The following is an 18,063-nucleotide window of genomic DNA, read 5'->3' as shown; positions in this document are numbered from 1 at the left end:
TCGCATTTTATCCCGATTTTGTTCCCTTATTCTTGTGATTTGGAAACAAAGTCGGGATTATTTTTGGGTTTATAGTTAAATACTAATATTTTCAAATACTTAGCCGAATATTTGGTCGAATACTAATATTTCAAGGCAAAACCTTGTAATTTCCTTAATTGTTCCTTATAACTTGCCAAAATGTGCGAATTATTCCTGCTGTTCTGCTAGAATCATTTTTAGACTTTATACCCCCCTTGCGTATATTCGCGATGGTGGAGAGGAGAAAGTTCAGTAACAAGACAGAGACGCAAAACTTAATAAACAGTTAGCGCTTTGATCTTACAACTTGATAATTAAACAAATATCCCCACCCCCCAAACCTAAATGATTTGAAGAATGAGGTAAATATGAACGCTAAGATTGCAGCCGCCATCTCTTTGGGAGCAAGCTCTTTGGCTCTTATTGGAAGCATGAGCATTGCAAACGCAGCAAACGCTGCCACAACTACAACCTTGACGCAAGATAATCAAACTACGCATGTAGCTCCAGTTTCTTCTGTTGCACAAGTTGGCGAAAGCTTTGACCGCATGAGCGAAGTTGTTGCTGTTGATCCGCAAGGCGATTCTGCTGCTGGCAACAACTCACTAACTGAGGCTCAGAAGGCAGCTAAGTCACAAGCAGACGAACAGATCAAAGAACTTGCAAATAAAGCATCTGAAGCAAACAAAGCTTCTGGTGAAACAAATAATGAGACTAACGCAGTAGCGCAAGAAATAGAAAACGCTAAAACTCAGGCAGAAGCTGCAAATAACAAAGTTAATGAAACCATAGAAAATAAGAAAAATGCTGAAAAAGGCATTAAAAAAGCTGAAAAAGATATAGAAGAAGCAAAACAGAAGAAGTCTATTGCTGAAAAAGAAATTGAATCTAAGACTAAAGCCGTAGAAGATGCCAAAAGAGTTAAGGCAGAGGCTGATGCTGCTAAGCAAAATGCTGAACAAGTAAATAAGATAAATTCAGAGAAAAAAGACAAACAAGATGAAGTCGTTAAAGATGAGCAAGCAGATTTCGATGAGACTTCAAAGGCTCTAGAACAAGAGCAGTCTAAAAAGTCTGAACTTGAGTCTGCCTTAAAGGAAGCAAAGCAAAAGTCTGAATCTACTAAGGCAGAAGCTGAAAAGCTTGAAAAGGAAGCAAAGCAAAAGGAATCAGCTGGAAATGAAGCTGACTCTAAAATTAACAATCTCAATCCAAAACTTGAACAATTACAAAAAGAATTAGCTACAGCAGAAAAAGATAACAAAGATAATTCTGAAAAAATTAATACTTTGAAGAAGAATCTTGAAGAGAAAAATCGTAATGCTGAACAAAAACAGCAAGAAGCAAAGCAAAAACAAAATGAATATGAAAGTAAACAATCAGAAATAAATAATTATGAGGCAGAGATTCGCAAACTCGAATCTAACGGAAAACTTGGCAGTGCTGACAATGCTGAAAAAATAAATAATTTATCCGAAAAGAAGAATCAAGCACAAGATGCAGCAAAACAACTGGAGAAAGATGCTGAACAAAAACAGCAAGAAGCAAAAAAGGCTGTTGAAGAAGCTGCGTCCGTCCAACAAGAACTTGCTGCAGCTGACAAGTCTGCAAAAATTAGCGAATTATCTTCTGCAATTAAAGAATTAACTTCAGAGATAAACTCTTTAGCAAAAGCTTCTGATGAAGCAAAAACAGCTAGCAAAAATGCTAATGCAAAGAAGGCTGAAGCTGAAAAATTAGCTAAAGAAGTTTTAGATAAAGAATCCGAAATAGCTGAGTATAAGAAGACTATAGAAGAGTTAGAAGGTTCTAAGCAAGAAGCAGAAGAATCATTAAACACTGCTAAGTCTAAGCTAGAAGAGCTTACTAATGCTGCTCAAGAATCTGCTCGCAAATTACAGGAAGAAATAGGCAAAGCACAAGAAGCAGAGAAAAATGTTTTAGACGAAACTGCTAATCTTGAAAACGCTAAAATAAACAAAGACAATGCTGAAGAAAATATTAAAACAGCACAAGCAGATTCTGAGCGACTATCAAATCAGCTAAAAGAATTTGAAACTAAGTTCGAAGAAGCAAAAAAGGCTGTTGAAGAAGCTAGAGACAGGCTAAATAAAGCCAAGGCACAGGCACAAGAAGTTATATCTAAAGTAAATAAAACAAGCGAAAAAATAGCTAACATAAAGAAACAAGCCGAAGAAATTAAGGAAAAGATTAAAGAGACAATCAAAGATCTTCCACCTAGTGTCCAAACAGAATACACTGCAAAATTTGCTTCATCAACTGGCGTATTTGGTCTAGTTGAGCAAAGCTTAGGCGGTCGAATTCAAACAATGAACTCTAGCATATTAAAGATTAACTCATCTAATCAGTTGCTATCTAAGGCTGAGGAAGCTTTGAATCCACAGACTCAGAAGCCAGCGCCGCTTACACCGCCAGAGCCTCCAGCGGATACAAATCCACAGGATCAGAAGCCAGGAAACAACGCGCAAAATGGCAGTAGCTCTGCTCAAGGAAACTTTGCAGGAAGCCACGCGCAGCAAAACGGCGGCAATTTGAGTGTTGTTCCAGGTGTAGGTTCTATGGAAGCGACTCCTTCTGCTCCAGCTCCAAGCACTCCACAGGCTGCGCCACAGAACAATGATGCACCAAGTGCGCCACAAGAGTCAGCTCCACAGGCTGCCCCTAAGCACAGTGCTGCTCCAGCAAATCAAACGGAGCCTGCGAATACCGCTAAAGCTGCAGAAGAACTCGTAGAAAATGCTACTGCTAAGTCGCCAGCAACCGCACAGACTCCTGCACGCGCGCCTCGTGCTGCTGTTGCTCCTGCTCCTGCCGCCTCTGCTGCTACTACAGCAAGCTCTGCAAGCGCAGCAAAGAGCGAAGAGTACAAGAACGCATCTAACGATTCCGCAAAAGATGAAAATCAGAAGGAATCCGATGAGTCCAAGAGCGAGGAGTCTAAAAACGAAGACTCTAAGAGCGAAGACAATAACAGCGATAAGAGCACTCAGGCAGCTGCCGCAAACAACGGTGAGCACGCAGCAGGCAATAACACAACGCTAATCGCAGCTGTTGTGGGCAGCATCACTGCTGGAATCGCAGCAATCGGCGCTGGCTGGCACTTTATGCGAATCCGTCGCAAGTAGTCGCAAGTTGCAGCAACCAGCAAACATGCGCGAATAATCGCAAATAACAAATAACAAATAACAAAAACCGCAGTTGGTATTTATCCTCCTGCGGTTTTTGTTAAATACCACAAAAATCGCCAATATTGCAAACGATATCAATACTTAATATAATGGTTAGCTAGAGCGTGCCTCAATCCAGCGATGTGTTGAGAACCGCACCATTTAGCATCGTTTGCAACCAATTCGATGCTCGTACATGTGCCACGATTAACAAAGGAGCATCATGAGCACAACAGACAATGGCACAACTAATGGCAAAACAAAGGCTGCCACGACTGTGCCCGTAGAAGAAAGCGCAGAAAGGCTTGCTCGCCCACTAATTAAACTTGCAAAAGCATGCGGAGTCGCAACTTTCTACATAGACCAATTAGGTGACTATACGGAAATTACGGACGAAGCACTTGTGGGCGTGCTAGATGCGTTGGGCTACCCTGCAACCACAAGCGAAAGCATTGAGAACTCGCTAAAGCACGTTCAAGAAAAGCGCGATAGCGAACTGCTGCCACCAACCGTGGTATGCTTTACTGGCACAAAAACGATTGTTCCTATTCACTCTGAAGAAGCTACAAGTAGCCCAGAAAAAATCCATATAACGCTTACGCTAGAAGATGGTTCGCAATACGAGGAGCCTCTTAACAACTTTGAAACAAGCAAAGAAGACGGCTTAACTCTTGAGCTTCCACAAGACTTGCCAATGGGCTACCACACTCTTCTTGCAAAAGTCGAAGGTAAAAATGGCAAAACTGTTGCACACGCGCAATCAACTCTAATTTGCGCGCCAGCAAAAATCCCACTTCCGCAAAGCGTTAAGGAACGCCATCGTTGGGGATACATGACTCAGCTTTATTCCGTTCGCTCAAAGGAATCTTGGGGCGTTGGCGATTATGGCGACTTGCGCAGGCTGCTTAAAGACGCTGGCAGAATTGGCAAAGCCGACTTTATGCTTATAAACCCGATTCATGCGTGCGCACCAGTGGCACCTTTGGAGCCTTCGCCTTACTTGCCAGAATCGCGCAGGTTCTTAAATGTTACATACATTCGTCCGCAAGATATTCCAGAGTACGCGCAGCTTAGCGATAGCCAGCGCAAAGAGGTGGAGATTTTGCACGAGGGCGTGGAAGCGCTTAACAACAATCCAAATCCAATGGATATTAACGCCGCGTGGAACGCGAAACTTCCAGCCTTAAAGATTATTTTTAAGCAGCCTAGAAGCGCCGAGCGCGAGCAGGATTTCGCAGACTTTAAGGCGCGCTCTGGAGAAGACTTAGACGCTTTTGCTACTTGGTGTGTAGCTTTTGAAGTTTGGGGTGCTCCTTGGGGAGATAATCTTTGGTTTGATACAACTGGCAAAGGCACGCCTCAAATCGACATGCTTAGACGCGAGCACGCTGATTTGCTTGAGTTCCACCGCTGGCTGCAATGGATTGCAGATGAGCAAGTTGCCGCCGCTCACGCAGAAGCTAAAGCCGCTGGAATGGCGATTGGACTTATGCAAGACATGGCTGTTGGCGTACACGGATACGGCGCAGACGTGTGGTGGAGCCCAGAGCGCTTTGCTAATGGCGTTAGCGTTGGCGCGCCTCCAGACTTCTACAACCAGCAGGGTCAGGATTGGGGTCAGCCGCCATTTGACCCTAATTACTTAGATGAAACTGGCTACATTGCATACCGAGACATGGTTCACAACGTGTTCTTGCATGCTGGCGCAGTTCGCATTGACCATGTGCTTGGTCTTTTCCGCTTGTGGTGGATTCCGCGCGGCCAAGGCGCAAAGAACGGTGCTTACGTTTACTACAATGTGGACGCAATGCTTGCAGTTCTTAGTATTGAGGCCACTCGCGCAGGCGGATTAGTGATCGGCGAAGACCTTGGCACTGTTCCTGCGTACGTTTCTAAGGTGCTTGCTTCGCATGGCATTCTTGGAACCGTTGTTGAATGGTTTACGCACAATGACGAAGCCGAAAAAGCCGCTAAAAAGGCTGGAAAGAAGGAAATCATATTTGCAGATCCTTCTACATACCGCGAATACGCTTTGGCATCTGTTACTACTCACGACATGCCTCCTACAGCAGGCTATCTTGCGTTTGAGCATGTTAAGATTCGCGAAGAGCTGCACTTGCTTACCGATTCCGTAGAAAGCTTCCAAAAGGCTGCTAGCGCAGAGCGAGACGCCATGATGAAGATGCTTTTGGATGGCGGATGGATTAGCAAGGAAGCTGCCGAACACGTTGAAGACCATGTGCAAGAGATCGTAGAGGCCATGCACGCGATTATGCGCACTTCCCCATCTTTGCTTTTGCAAGTGGCGCTTGTTGATGCAGTTGGAGAGAAGCGTTCGCAAAATCAGCCTGGAACCAGTACTGAGTATCCAAATTGGCGTATTCCTCTTGCAGATAAAGATGGAAACGTTGTTCATACAGGCGACGTTTTTAAGTCTCAACGCGTACTCAATATGGCCGCCATTATGCGAGGCGAAAAAATTAGCTAACAAGCACAAATAACTGTAAAATTACCACCAAAAAATGTAAAAAGAAAGGTTAAAAATACTTGCAAACACTTGAATCAAGAGTATAATAAATATTGATTGTTACTCATGTAGTAACTTCTTTCTCTCTCGCATAGCGCGTAGGTCGCCTGTAGACACGGCTTACGCGCTATGTTTTTGATGTCCTAAGTGAGGCGAGCATCTATGGCGATGTTCGCCTCACTGCGTATTAGCCGCAACGTACTTAGCAAACACGCGCTCCAAAAGCGGCGTGTGGAGCATAATTAAAGACCCCCACCCAAGCAAAAGCAACAGCGGTAATCCTTGCAAAAAATACCTTAGCGAAAGGTACAAAAGCGCAAAGAATACGCAATCAAGCAAAAACATTATAAGCGTTGTGCTAGCGTAGCTAACGCCAAAAATCAGCGAATTAATAAGAGTTCTGCCAATCGAGTTTTCAAAGCGCGCTTGCAATGCAAACACCCACTGCGCAACCAGGATCCACAATATGCTAATCGCAAACTTTATTATTAAAAGCGGAGTAAGTTGCAAAAAAATCCAAGACCATATAATTACAACTAAAAGTGGCCCTAAAATAGCCCAAATAATAGTTGCCTTAACAAAATTATTCTTAAACGACTTAAAGTAGATTGCTGTTGTGTGCGCCTCGCCACGCTCAATACGTCTAGCTGTCTCGTGAGCGGCCGTAATAGACGCTCCAACCGTTACAAGCGGAATGCTGGTAATAATCATTAGAACAGTAAGCCAGACCGCATCTGCAAACGATTCCATTCCTTGAGCGAACTTAGAATCAGGGCTTCCAAAAGAGATCATTACAACTACTCCCGCCTAATTAAGCAAACTTAAACAAATCTAAAATAACAATACACTATAAGATACGCTTAAACACAAAGATACGCTTAAACACAAATGATGGTGGCTGCAAACGCTTGCAACCACCATCATACATGCCGAGATCCGAAGGAGAAAAACCTCAGCCCTTTACCGCACCTGCCATAACACCTTTAATTATGTACTTCTGGCAGATTAGGTAGAAGATTATTATTGGAACAATTGCCATAACCAGGCAGCCCATCATTGCACCCATTTCAACAGAGCCATAGCCGCCCTTCAAATATTGAACTGCAATAGAAACCGTCTTGTACTTGTTTAAATCCAAAGTGAGGTATGGAAGAAGGAAGTCGTTCCAAATCCACATTGTTTGCAAGATAGAAACGGATATAATTGCAGGCCTCATAATCGGCACAATAATCTGGAAGAATATGCGTGGCACAGAAGCGCCATCAATCATTGCAGACTCTTCCAACTCTTGAGGAATGCCCTTTACAACGCCTGTGAAAATAAACACAGCCAAACCTGCGCCAAAGCCAAGGTAAATAATCCACAAGCCCCAAGGAGTGTTCAATCCAAGCTTTGTAGTGATGTTGGAAAGCGTGAACATAACCATCTGGAATGGCACAATCATGTTAAACAGGAACAAAACGTACAGTAGTTTTGCAGCCCAATTGTTAACTCGCACAATCCACCAAGCACACATAGAAGTGCAAAGCAGAATCAAAGCCACAGCGCCAATCGTTACAACAATTGTCCACCAGAAGCTCATCAACAAATTCGTGCGGTTAATGCCAAGAACGTAGTTATCAAAACCAATAAATGACTTTGGAGTAAGTGAAAATGGCTCGCTAGCAATATACACCTTTGACTTAAAGGAGTTCATAAACACTAACGCGATTGGGAAAATCCACAGCAAACTCACTACAGCAAAAAGCGTGGTCCAAAGCGCAGGATGCTTAGTCTTCTCGTTCATGCTGCCACCTCCTTAGAAGTTGTCAACCTGTTCTGAATCAAAGCAATTACAGCCACAATGATGAAGAATATGACTGCCTTTGCCTGACCGACGCCTTCACCATTGAGTCTTCCATAGAATGTGTTGAAGATGTTTAATGCAAGCATCTCCGACTTTCTAGAAGGAGCACCATTAGTCAACGCCAAGTTCTGATCGAATAGCTTGAATCCGTTTGTAACCGTTAAGAACGTGCAAACCGTAATAGACGGCATCATAAGCGGGATTGTAATCTTAAACAGCGTCTGCGTTGGGCTTGCACCATCAACGGCAGCTGCCTCAATAACGTCTCCTGGAAGCGCTTGTAAGCCAGCAATGTAAATAATCATCATGTAGCCGATTTGCTGCCAGCATATCAAAAGAACCATGCCCCAGAATCCGTACGTTGCAGAATACGTAATAGCACGGCCAAAGTAGCCCAAGATGCCATTAAGCACTACCTGCCAAACGTAGCCCAGAACAATGCCACCAATCAAATTCGGCATAAAGAATACCGTACGGAATAGGTTGGAGCCTTTAAACTTTTTTGTAAGCATGTAAGCGATTGCGAATGCAATAACATTAATAACAATTGTTGTTACAACCGTAAAAGCTGTTGTAAATACTAGCGAATGAAGGAAGTGTGGGTCGCGCAAAGCCTTGCGATAATTGCGGATTCCAACAAACTTTCCGTCAGTAACAGTATGGAACTTAGTAAAGCTAAGATACACGCCCATTACAAATGGCACTAAGAAGCCAATTACAAATGCAGCAAACGTTGGCAGCGCGAATAGCGCCCACCATTTGCGTATTGCTTTTCCACTCATATTAATCATGATTCGTCACTTTCTCCTCCTTGAGTACGCGCCTGTGCGAGCGGTCGCGCTCGAACCAATACTTTTATCTTACTACATGCAACCACAATGTCAAACGTTGTCATTTTTTGCATGTCGCCACTTAAGAAGGCAAAAATCAAATGTGAAAAAAATCCCGATTTTTGGCGATTTTGCGGCAAAACCTGCTATTATTGTTCGTATTGCAAACGTTTGTGTAATGAGCGCAAATAAGCACATGAAAATTCTCATATGCAACACTGCTCATATACTAGCGTTGCATATGTTTTAACAATATTAATGAAGATATTAAATAAACATTTTGCTGCGCGAATAAAGGAGTTCAAATGCCAGCTAATATTCAAGACGTTGCCAACCAGGCGCATGTATCTGTATCTACTGTTTCTAGATCTTTTACGCGCCCAGACTTGGTTTCCGCAGCAACGCGCAACAAAGTATTAGCTATTGCCGAAAAACTAAACTTTTCAATATCTAGATCCGCAGCAGCACTAAAATCTGGAAGAACACTAAGAGTTGCACTGCTTCTTAGCGACAGCATTCGACTATGGTTTAGCGCATCGATTATACAAGGCCTAAATCAAGTTCTTCATCCCGCAGGCTACGACCTTTCAATCTTCCAAATATCTAGTAGTCAAGAGCGTGCAGAGTTCTTTAGCATGCTGCCAACTCGCCGAAACGCAGACGCTGTAATCGTTTGCTCCTTCGACGTAAACAAGTCGGAAGTAGCTTCTCTAAAGGCCACTGGCGTGCCAGTCTTAGGTATAAACTGCTTGAATCCTATGGATTGCGACTTTGACGCAACAATTAACATAGACGACGATCAAGGCGCGCGACTTATGGCACGTCATCTTATTGGACTAGGGCACAAAAACATTGCCTACATTCGCACAAACCGCGATATTTCATTGCATTTTAGCGTTTTGCAGCGCTACCACTCTTTTATTGACGAATGCAAAATCAACGGCATTACGCCTACAGAAATCGTTGCCCCCGAAGGATTAGATAGAATAAGCTCAATCGTCTCTTCGCTTTTAAGCAACGTAAATGTTCCTACGGCGATTGCTTGCCAAGAAGACGGCATAGCAATTCCGCTTATGTTCCAGCTTTCTAGAAGCGGATACAGTACTCCTGGAGACGTTTCGATTATTGGCTTTGACGATAGTTTTTACGCTAGAGAAACAGGGCTTACGACTATTCGCCAAGACCCTGCAGAAATGGCAGCAGACGCAGCAAAAATAACTTTGTCTTTGATTAATGGCGATTATTTAAGCGAAGAATGCAAATATATTACCATTCCAGCACAGCTTATAGTTAGATCAAGTACAAGTCAGCTTGAAAACAATTAAGACAATTCTAAACTTAAGACTATTAAACTAAAGTCATTCTTTCAATAAAGTCATATCTCACTAAATCCACATCTAACTCAAGATAATTCTTAAAATAAAAAGAGCCTCAAACCATTAGGCTTGAAGCTCTTTTACTTGTCACTAATGCACTGTGCTAATGCAATTACAAAAATGACATATATTAAATTATGAATTTAATAATCCAGTTTTAACCCAATTCTTAGGATTAATCGGATTAGTCCTGATCTTCGTGAGCTTGAGCAACTTCCTTAGCCCAATTGTCAACGAAGGCGCTCTTAACCTTATCCCACTTGCCAGTGCCCTGAGCATACTCAAGCAAAGCGGAGCCAAGATCGTTCTTCCAGTTGTCAGATGGCATCATAGTGAAGTTCCAGCTTACAGGAGTCTTGCCAGACTGAGCGTCTTCAACAGCAGCAGCAGTCAAAGGATTCTCAGACTTCATATCTGCAAAGCTCTTGAACGGAGTGGTGAAGCCCATCTTCTTAGACATAGCTTCCTTGCCGTAATCAGAGGTAAGAACCCACTTCAAGAAGTCCTTGGTTGCCTTCTTGTTGGCATCCGAAGTCTTCTCGTTAATGCACCAATAGTTCTCGGAGCCAGTAGCCAAGCCTTGCTTCTCTTCGCCCTTAGCACCAATGTAGATTGGGAGCATGCCAAGGTCTTCGGCCTTCATGCCAGCCTTCTGCAAGTCGGTCCAAGCCCAAGTACCATTCTGATAGAACACAGCCTTACCAAGAGAGAACTCGGAGTTTGCATCCTCGCCAGTCTTAGAGCTGAGCTGAGTTGCAGGAGTTGTGGAATCAGTAATGTAAAGATCAAAGATCTTCTTGTAGCCATCAAGGAACGTGCCCTTAATCTTTGCTGGCTGCTTGGTAACCTTGTCTGCCTTGAACTCGTAGTACAGAGGAATGTTTGCAAGGTGAGTCTTAAAGCGCCAATCGGAGCTGGAATCGAAGCCAGCAGAAGTGAATGCGCCATCAACACCAAGCTCACCCTTACGAGCCTGAATGTCGTCTGCAACAGCCTTGAGCTTATCGAAGGAGTTAATCTCTTCAGCAGACTTTACCTTAGCATCCTTAAGCTCCGTGTACTTCTTTAACAAAGCCTTGTTGTAAATCAAGCCGTAAGTTTCCATTGCGTATGGAACGCCAACAACCTTGTCTCCATCCTTAAGAGCAATATCCTTGTTTTGAAGCTGCTTGTAAAGCTCGGTATCCTTAAGATCTGCAGTGTAATCCTTCCAGCTTGCGTAGCCAACAGGGCCATTCACCTGGAACAGTGTAGGCGCTTCGTTACCCTTGCTGATTTCGCTCTTAAGGGACTGCTCGTAAGTGCCAGAAGCAGCGTTCTGAACCTTTACAGGAATACCAGTCTTCTTGGTGTATTCCTTAGCAACTTCCTTCCACTGATCAGCAGATTCTGGCTTAAAGTTAAGGAAGTAAACCTTGCCCTTATCGGAAGAATCCGAAGAGCTAGAACCGCATGCAGCGAGCGCACCGAATGCCATTGCGGAGCAAGCTACAAGCGCAATTGTTGACTTAATTGTACGATTCATCATCGAACCTTTCTCCTATGCCGTCGGCCCAACTTTTGGCCGCCGCACCCCTAGGTGCCCTTTCGACATTTTTTATTATGCCTCAAATGCAAAAATATTGCAAACGATAGCAGCGTTGATATGGTGGCGTGTCGTATATCTAAAGCAAGCAAAAATCAGCAATTCCAGCGAACGATTACACGATCGCCCTTATAAGTTCCAAGAGCGCTGTAATGCGCGGTGTCTAGTCGAAGTAAGCGCGCGTAAGAAGCGTCAACACCAAGCCATCTGGTTGCTAAAATCCTAAGAATGTGCGCGTGAGCTACAATAATCACATCCTTGCCGCTTTTAAGTTTTGGCAAAACAGAGTCGATTATTTTTTGAGTACGATTAGAAACTTCTTGTAAAGATTCGCCATTAGTACGCACGACTTTTACTATTTCGCCACTTGGAAGAACCTCTTGGCAAGAATCCGACATAAAATCTGGAAGAGCTTTAGGGCCATCCTTCCAAACATCCCACGACTCAACACCGCTTAGAGCGGACACATCTTTTCGAGTGCGCCCCTCTGCGCAGCCGTAATCCCACTCGGCAGCGTATTCTAGCGGCGTGCAATGCGAAAATCCTGCCAACTGAGCCGTTTGCTGAGCGCGAATAAGCGGGCTTACAAACTGGCAATCCTCGCTGAAACCGTTTGGAAAAGCTTGACGAATCCTGGCGCCTGCGCTTATAGCTTGATTGCGGCCAACTTGCGTTAGTGGAATATCGGTGCGGCCTGTGTGCTGGCCAGATTCACTCCAAGCAGTTTGACCGTGGCGCAAAAGCACTAGTCGCCCTTCGGGCGCTCCCGAACATGTTGCTGGAACATCTTGAATCGCGTACGAATCCGTTGTATCTGTTGCATCCGTTGTGCACAAATCGCCATTAACTTTAATGTCAATATTGTTCAAACCGTTCAGCATACCCAACGCCGCCTTAGCACCACCATTCTTAGCTTGCGCTTGGTGCATTAACGCAAGCATTCATCAAGCGGCTTCGCTGCCAACTTGTTCACTCGTACATTTATAACACTTTTATAACACTTCTACATGCCAATTTCTAATTGGTATTTCGTTGCCATTAATATAAAAACATGACGTCAACTCAAAGCAACGCACAGAACAGCGAGCAAAACAGCAAGCAAAATAATGCGCAGAACGAATATGCAAATCAAACTATTCAAACGCTTCTTAATCGCAGATCTATACGCGCTTTTAAAGATGAGCCAATTAGCGAAGATATTGCAAAAACGTTGGAAGCAGCAGCACAGCGCGCAGCTTGCAGTCAGTTTTTGAACGACTGGTCTGCAATCAAAATCACAAGCAAAGATCTTAAACAAAAACTTTCTAAACTTGGCAATCAAACTTACATAGCAACAGCGCCACTTTTGTACGTTTTTATTATTGACCAGAGCAGAAACGCTGCTATAGCACGCAAAAATGGCATTGACACAGAAAGCAGCGATTTTACTCTTAAAACAGGCTACAGATTCTCTCAATCGCAAAACGACGCTGTTCTTGCACTACACGCAATGGAAACAGCCGCGGAATCGCTTGGACTCGGTTGCGTAATTCTTGGTTCAATTTTGAATAATATTCCAGATTTAATTGAACTTTTGAAGTTGCCAAAATACACGTATCCCGTTCTTGGGATTGCAATCGGCAAGCCAGACCAAAGCCCAGAATTAAAGCCACGCATGGACTCGAGTATGCAATTCTTTGAAAATGAATACCCTAGCAGCGATGATGTTTTGATTGAAAAACTTGCAGACTTCGACGAAAGAGTGCATAAATACTACGATTTGCGTAATGCAGATAGGCCAGTGGACGCATTCAGTGCGCAAATCACAAAGCTTGCTGTAGATTCTGGAGCCAAAAAACCATAGTTGCGAATCGCAGCTTAATGCGCAAGGATTTACTTTTAAGTACTGATTTGCTGATTCACTGATTTGCTGATTTTTTAGCGTTAAGCATTTAGCGTTAATTATTTAGCGAATACGCGGTTTATATCCGCGTTTTCTAGACTTGGGTTTTGTTGTTTCAAACCGCGAGCGCATATCGCAATACTTACGAATCGCAGGATTTGAATGCGTTAAATGCCAACTTCCGCAATAATCGCATTTATAAACCCACAGCTTTGCTCCACGTTCTGTAAAACTTTTATCCGCTGCAATAAGAGCCTGCCCTTTGTTGGCATACATGATTTTTTGAGTAGATTCACATCTGCGCGGAGTAAAGAAATACATGTAACCCATAGTATCACCGCAATAAACTGCGTTGATTAGCAACTTTATGTAGTGCGATTATACCCAATTTAGGCACTTTTTAATACAAACACACTACAAGATTGCGGCTTGCGCAAAATCGTATTCCAGCAAATCAAAATAAGTTCAATTTAATGTCTTTTTAGTTCAATTCTTAATTATTGCTCAGCCAGAATTTGGTCAAAATTCAAAATAAATTCAATTCTAGGCTTGCAAAATGCTTTTTTATGCGTAAAATTGTCTTTTAATCGCCTCAAAGTTCAATTTATATCTTCTATTTTGAACTTTGTTGTAAGTTTGTTCAATTTAAGAATGCTGATTTTATAAGCTTCTATAAGAAAGACGGATTATGGCACAGAATTTTGCAAACGACCTTAAAAAGGCCATGAAAATCAAGGGATATAAGCAGATTGACGTAATCGAGCTTGCAGCAAAAGATGGCCATAAACTTGGCAAAAGTCAACTAAGTCAATATTTAAGCGGAAAAACTGAGCCACGCAAAGACGTGCGAGATATGCTTGCACAAATTCTTGGAATTAGCAGCGACGGAATCAAAGGTGGGCATTCTTGCGCAAAAACCGCGCAAAACTGCCAGTCTGCAGAAGAATCACAATTAAATCAGCCACAGCTTACAGAAGAACAACTTTCCCAAACACTCAAACATAGATCTTTCAACAAATCCACCAAACTTGAGCACGTGCTTTACGATGTTCGCGGCCCAGTTGTTGAAGAAGCAAACCGCATGGAAGCAAACGGAACGCATATTCTAAAGCTCAACATTGGGAATCCTGCTCCTTTTGGTTTCCGCGCTCCAGACGAAGTAATTTACGACATGCAGCAGCAGCTTATTGACTGCGAAGGCTACTCGGATAGTCGCGGACTTTTCTCCGCGCGCAAGGCGATTATGCAATACGATCAGCTTAAGGGCATTCCAGGCGTACAAATGGAAGATATTTACACTGGAAACGGCGTTTCCGAGCTGATTAACCTTTCTATGCAAGCACTGCTTGATTGCGGCGACGAGATTCTTATTCCAAGCCCAGACTATCCGCTGTGGACTGCGTGCGCTAGCCTGGCTGGAGGTACTCCTGTGCACTACATGTGTGACGAAAAGTCGCATTGGTACCCAGATATTGCCGACATTCGCTCTAAAATCACCCCTCGCACTAAAGCAATCGTGATTATTAACCCGAATAATCCTACGGGTGTGCTGTATAGTCGCGAAGTTTTGGAAGAGATTGTTAAGATTGCGCGCGAGTTTAATCTGATTATTTTTGCGGACGAGATTTACGACCGTCTTGTTATGGATGGCAAGAAGCATATTTCGATTGCTTCTCTTGCTCCAGACGTATTCTGCGTAACTTTCAGCGGACTTTCTAAGTCGCATATGATTGCTGGCTTCCGTATTGGTTGGATGAGTCTTTCGGGAGATAAATCCAAGGCTCGCGACTACATTATGGGACTTAACATGCTGTCTAATATGCGCTTGTGCTCGAACGTTCCTGCGCAGTCGATTATTCAGACTGCTTTGGGCGGATACCAGAGCGTTGAGAAGTATTTGGAACCAGGCGGACGCGTGTACGAGCAGCGCGAGTATTGCTATAACGCGCTTCAGGAGATGGATGGCGTAAGCGTTGAGCGACCAGACGCCGCTTTCTACATGTTTGTAAAGCTCGATCCAAGTCGATACAACATTCACGATGACGAACAGTTTGCGCTTGATTTGCTGCGCGACCAGAAGTTGCTGATTGTGCACGGCAAAGGCTTTAATTGGCAGACTCCAGGCTACTTCCGCGTAGTTTACTTGCCGCGCTTGCAAACGCTTCGTGACGCAATGGGCAAACTCTCTAACTTCCTCTCCTACTATCGCCAGTAGAAAAAATAATTTTTATATAAAAAAATTATGAATATAGTGCCACGCTAAAAAAAATTTAACGTAGCACTATATTTTTCATAGGAGGAAGGAATCAAAGTATTTACTAAGCAACCTGTTATCTTATAGATGCTACTGGGCCAATCGACTCACGCAGCAGCACAGTAATAGGTAGACATACGTGACGGGATGATGCGCGTTCATACCCAGCATTCAAAGTTTCTACTATATATTCAGCAGCTAAACGTCCTTTAGCTGTAACAGGCTGTTTAACTGTTGTCAACGGTGGATTACTACATGCAGACTCATCTATATCATCAAATCCTGTAACAGAAATATCACGTGGAATTTGCAAACCAGACTGTCTAGCAGCGTCCATTACTCCAAACGCAATAACATCACTAAAACAGATGAATGCAGTTGGTAATACAGAATTATTTTGTTTTATTTGCGCAAAAGCTTCTTCTCCTCCAGTACGAGTACATGGCACTTCAATAACATTTTTCTTATCGACCAGTGGAGCTATTCCATTCTCTTCTAAAGCAGAAATCACACCATCAATACGGCGACGAATTGTTCCATGCCAAGAAAGATACCCATCATCATTGCCTGATTCTGGAGAAATCACCACAAAATTGCGATGACCTAATGAAATAAGATGCTCAGTTAATTCTTTCATAGCGCGCGACTCATCAATATTGATACTCGGAGCCTGGCTATGTACTTCACTGTCAACAATCACAAATGGCTTTCCTTGCTGCATAAGAGCTTCAACTTCACCACGATCTTCTTCTAAACCAGTTACTATAAAACCGTCAACTGCAGCATAAGGAATTGCTTTTAACATAGAATTACGAAGTGGAGGCACTAAAAGAAGCGTCAATCCCTCTCGCTCACAGATTTGCCCAATACCCTGAATAAATTCCGAATAGTATGGATTTTCTAGCACTCGCCCTAATTGCTGCGGTAGTAACAATCCCAAACTATTTGTCTTTTGAGTTCTCAGCATATAAGCAACAGGATTACGCACATATCCTAGTTCCTTTGCAACTGAAAATATGTGTTCTACAGTTTCTGACGATAAGCGATCAGGAGTATTATACGCAAAGGAGACAGCAGATTTAGAGACACGCGCTGCATCAGCAATATCCTGCATTGTAATTTTCTTTCCCATGCTTCACACTTCTTACTTCTACATTATTTTTACTGTTGAGCCTGCAATACGATCATAGAATTATCTTTATTAGGGCGCCAACTATCTCCAACAGTTACACCATTTATAATTCGCCAATTATGATTTTGCAATTGTTGAGGTAGCTTCGATGAATTATATTCTACCAAATTATTACGTGAAATAATCATCAAAAGAGATTCTTCCTTATGCTCTCGCGAAATAATGACAGTATCTTCGTCAACAGCGTAACAACTTTGCGTACCCCTTCGCAACGCAATATGATCACGCCGCAATGCATTTAATTGAACAATTGTACGGAATATTTCAGCATTTGTATCAAGACTATCCCACTGCATACCAGAACGGCACCCAGGATCATTATCGCCAACCATACCAAGTTCATCACCGTAATAAATCATCGGAGCACCTTCGCAGGCAAACATGCAACAGTAGGCAGCTATGCAATCCTCAGTATTATTTTGATGCGCAGTTAAAACACGCTCAGTATCGTGACTACCCAACAAATTCATCATCCCATGGTGATATCCATACGGTATGCGCTCCTGCAAACGGTTAATACCGTTAACAAAATCGTATGCATTGAACCGCTTCGTTGCAGTAAAACCTAAAACTAAATCACGCAGAGTATAATTCATTGTGCTATCGGTAGTGTCTCCTTGCAGCCATTGAGCGGGGTCTCTCCATTCTTCAGCTATCAAACATAATTCTGAATTTTTTGCTTTAACAACTTGCCTAAAATCCTGCCAAAATTCTGGATAAATAAAATATGGAACGTCAAGACGATAACCGTCGATACCTTGATCAATCCAATATCTCGCAACATTAAAATGATGCTCACGCACCTTTGGATTAAACACATTCCACTTCGGTAGATATTCACAACCAGAACAGGTTTTATAATTAGGTACAGGCAATGACTTAACTGGAAAGTTTTTCACTGAAAAATAATTAACATATTCTGAATTCTCTTCATTTTTAACAACATCTTGAAACATCCAATGAGTTTTACCACAATGATTTAAAACTGCATCTAGTACTATACGTATATTCCGCTTATGCGCTTCATCTACCAATGTATGGAAATCTTCAAGAGTTCCTAAAAGTGGATCGATTTTAAAATAATCGTTTGCATCATAACGATGATTTGTTGCAGCAGAAAAAATTGGATTCAAATAGAGCGCATTGCAACCTAAATCATGAATATAATCAAGTTTTTCTGTAATTCCAGCAATATTACCACCTAAGAAATTCTCACGCGTAGGCTCAGCATCCCATGAGTCAAGCGGCACATGACCTTCAGTTAGCATACCGTAGCCTTCACAACGATAGAAGCGATCAGGAAAAATCTGATAAAATCTTGCATCAGGCAACCACTGTGGTATAGACATAATAAAACCCCAT

Annotated in this window: 13 protein-coding genes; 5 read left to right on the top strand and 8 right to left on the bottom strand. The window is 42.8% G+C overall.

The features are described from left to right. Positions 1 to 389: 389 nt before the first annotated feature. On the top strand, positions 390 to 3,167 hold the full coding sequence (locus HXT45_RS01330) for a hypothetical protein (RefSeq protein WP_421781962.1): 2,778 nt from the start codon (positions 390 to 392) through the stop codon (positions 3,165 to 3,167). 265 nt (positions 3,168 to 3,432) lie between these two features. Next, entirely contained in the window at positions 3,433 to 5,697 is a 2,265-nt protein-coding gene (gene malQ / locus HXT45_RS01325; protein ID WP_421781960.1) for a 4-alpha-glucanotransferase, read from the top strand. 216 nt (positions 5,698 to 5,913) lie between these two features. On the opposite strand, the gene HXT45_RS01320 is transcribed toward malQ, so the two are convergent. The 3 genes from HXT45_RS01320 to HXT45_RS01310 form a co-directional block, all read right to left on the bottom strand. Continuing rightward, positions 5,914 to 6,528 (bottom strand): YesL family protein, encoded by a 615-nt coding sequence (locus tag HXT45_RS01320; protein ID WP_004131361.1) that lies wholly within the window; start codon positions 6,526 to 6,528, stop codon positions 5,914 to 5,916. A gap of 160 nt (positions 6,529 to 6,688) precedes the next feature. Then, positions 6,689 to 7,522 (bottom strand): carbohydrate ABC transporter permease, encoded by an 834-nt coding sequence (locus HXT45_RS01315; RefSeq protein ID WP_016805904.1) that lies wholly within the window; start codon positions 7,520 to 7,522, stop codon positions 6,689 to 6,691. Further along, positions 7,519 to 8,373, bottom strand: coding sequence for a carbohydrate ABC transporter permease (locus tag HXT45_RS01310; RefSeq protein ID WP_004131357.1), 855 nt, complete (start codon positions 8,371 to 8,373; stop codon positions 7,519 to 7,521). Before HXT45_RS01310 ends, HXT45_RS01315 begins: the two co-directional genes overlap by 4 nt. Positions 8,374 to 8,717: 344 nt before the next feature. On the opposite strand from HXT45_RS01310, the gene HXT45_RS01305 reads away from it, so the two are divergent. Then, positions 8,718 to 9,737, top strand: a complete 1,020-nt coding sequence (locus HXT45_RS01305; protein WP_421781957.1) for a LacI family DNA-binding transcriptional regulator — start codon at positions 8,718 to 8,720, stop codon at positions 9,735 to 9,737. Positions 9,738 to 9,972: 235 nt separating this feature from the next. Here the strand turns inward: HXT45_RS01305 and HXT45_RS01300 are convergent, their stop codons facing one another. Together HXT45_RS01300 and HXT45_RS01295 are read right to left on the bottom strand one after the other, a co-directional pair. Further along, the gene (locus HXT45_RS01300; protein WP_004131351.1) at positions 9,973 to 11,316 is read right to left on the bottom strand and encodes an ABC transporter substrate-binding protein; all 1,344 of its coding nucleotides are present in this window, start codon (positions 11,314 to 11,316) and stop codon (positions 9,973 to 9,975) included. 152 nt (positions 11,317 to 11,468) lie between these two features. Then, positions 11,469 to 12,254 (bottom strand): histidine phosphatase family protein, encoded by a 786-nt coding sequence (locus HXT45_RS01295; RefSeq protein ID WP_421782258.1) that lies wholly within the window; start codon positions 12,252 to 12,254, stop codon positions 11,469 to 11,471. A gap of 170 nt (positions 12,255 to 12,424) precedes the next feature. Here HXT45_RS01295 and HXT45_RS01290 point away from each other — a divergent pair, with 170 nt between their 5' ends. Next, positions 12,425 to 13,216: a nitroreductase family protein gene (locus HXT45_RS01290; protein WP_421781955.1), complete on the top strand. Its 792-nt coding sequence runs from the start codon at positions 12,425 to 12,427 to the stop codon at positions 13,214 to 13,216. A gap of 102 nt (positions 13,217 to 13,318) precedes the next feature. Here HXT45_RS01290 and HXT45_RS01285 read toward each other — a convergent pair whose 3' ends face one another. Then, the gene (locus tag HXT45_RS01285) at positions 13,319 to 13,585 is read right to left on the bottom strand and encodes a hypothetical protein (protein WP_016797389.1); all 267 of its coding nucleotides are present in this window, start codon (positions 13,583 to 13,585) and stop codon (positions 13,319 to 13,321) included. Between the two features lie 358 nt (positions 13,586 to 13,943). Between HXT45_RS01285 and HXT45_RS01280 the strand changes: the two genes are divergently transcribed. Then, entirely contained in the window at positions 13,944 to 15,470 is a 1,527-nt protein-coding gene (locus HXT45_RS01280) for an aminotransferase class I/II-fold pyridoxal phosphate-dependent enzyme (RefSeq protein ID WP_421781953.1), read from the top strand. A gap of 115 nt (positions 15,471 to 15,585) precedes the next feature. Here HXT45_RS01280 and HXT45_RS01275 read toward each other — a convergent pair whose 3' ends face one another. Together HXT45_RS01275 and HXT45_RS01270 are read right to left on the bottom strand one after the other, a co-directional pair. Beyond that, complete coding sequence (locus HXT45_RS01275) at positions 15,586 to 16,641, bottom strand: LacI family DNA-binding transcriptional regulator (RefSeq protein ID WP_004131343.1); 1,056 nt, start codon at positions 16,639 to 16,641, stop codon at positions 15,586 to 15,588. A 29-nt stretch (positions 16,642 to 16,670) separates the two neighbouring features. Further along, the gene (locus tag HXT45_RS01270) at positions 16,671 to 18,050 is read right to left on the bottom strand and encodes a glycoside hydrolase family 13 protein (RefSeq protein ID WP_172539774.1); all 1,380 of its coding nucleotides are present in this window, start codon (positions 18,048 to 18,050) and stop codon (positions 16,671 to 16,673) included. Positions 18,051 to 18,063 lie beyond the last annotated feature (13 nt).

It is taken from the genome of Gardnerella sp. DNF01199S, from assembly GCF_049244155.1.
Classification (GTDB): Bacteria; Actinomycetota; Actinomycetes; order Actinomycetales; family Bifidobacteriaceae; genus Bifidobacterium; species Bifidobacterium piotii.
Note: the sequence above shows the minus strand (reverse complement) of the source record. Positions and strands in the feature narration are given on the sequence as shown.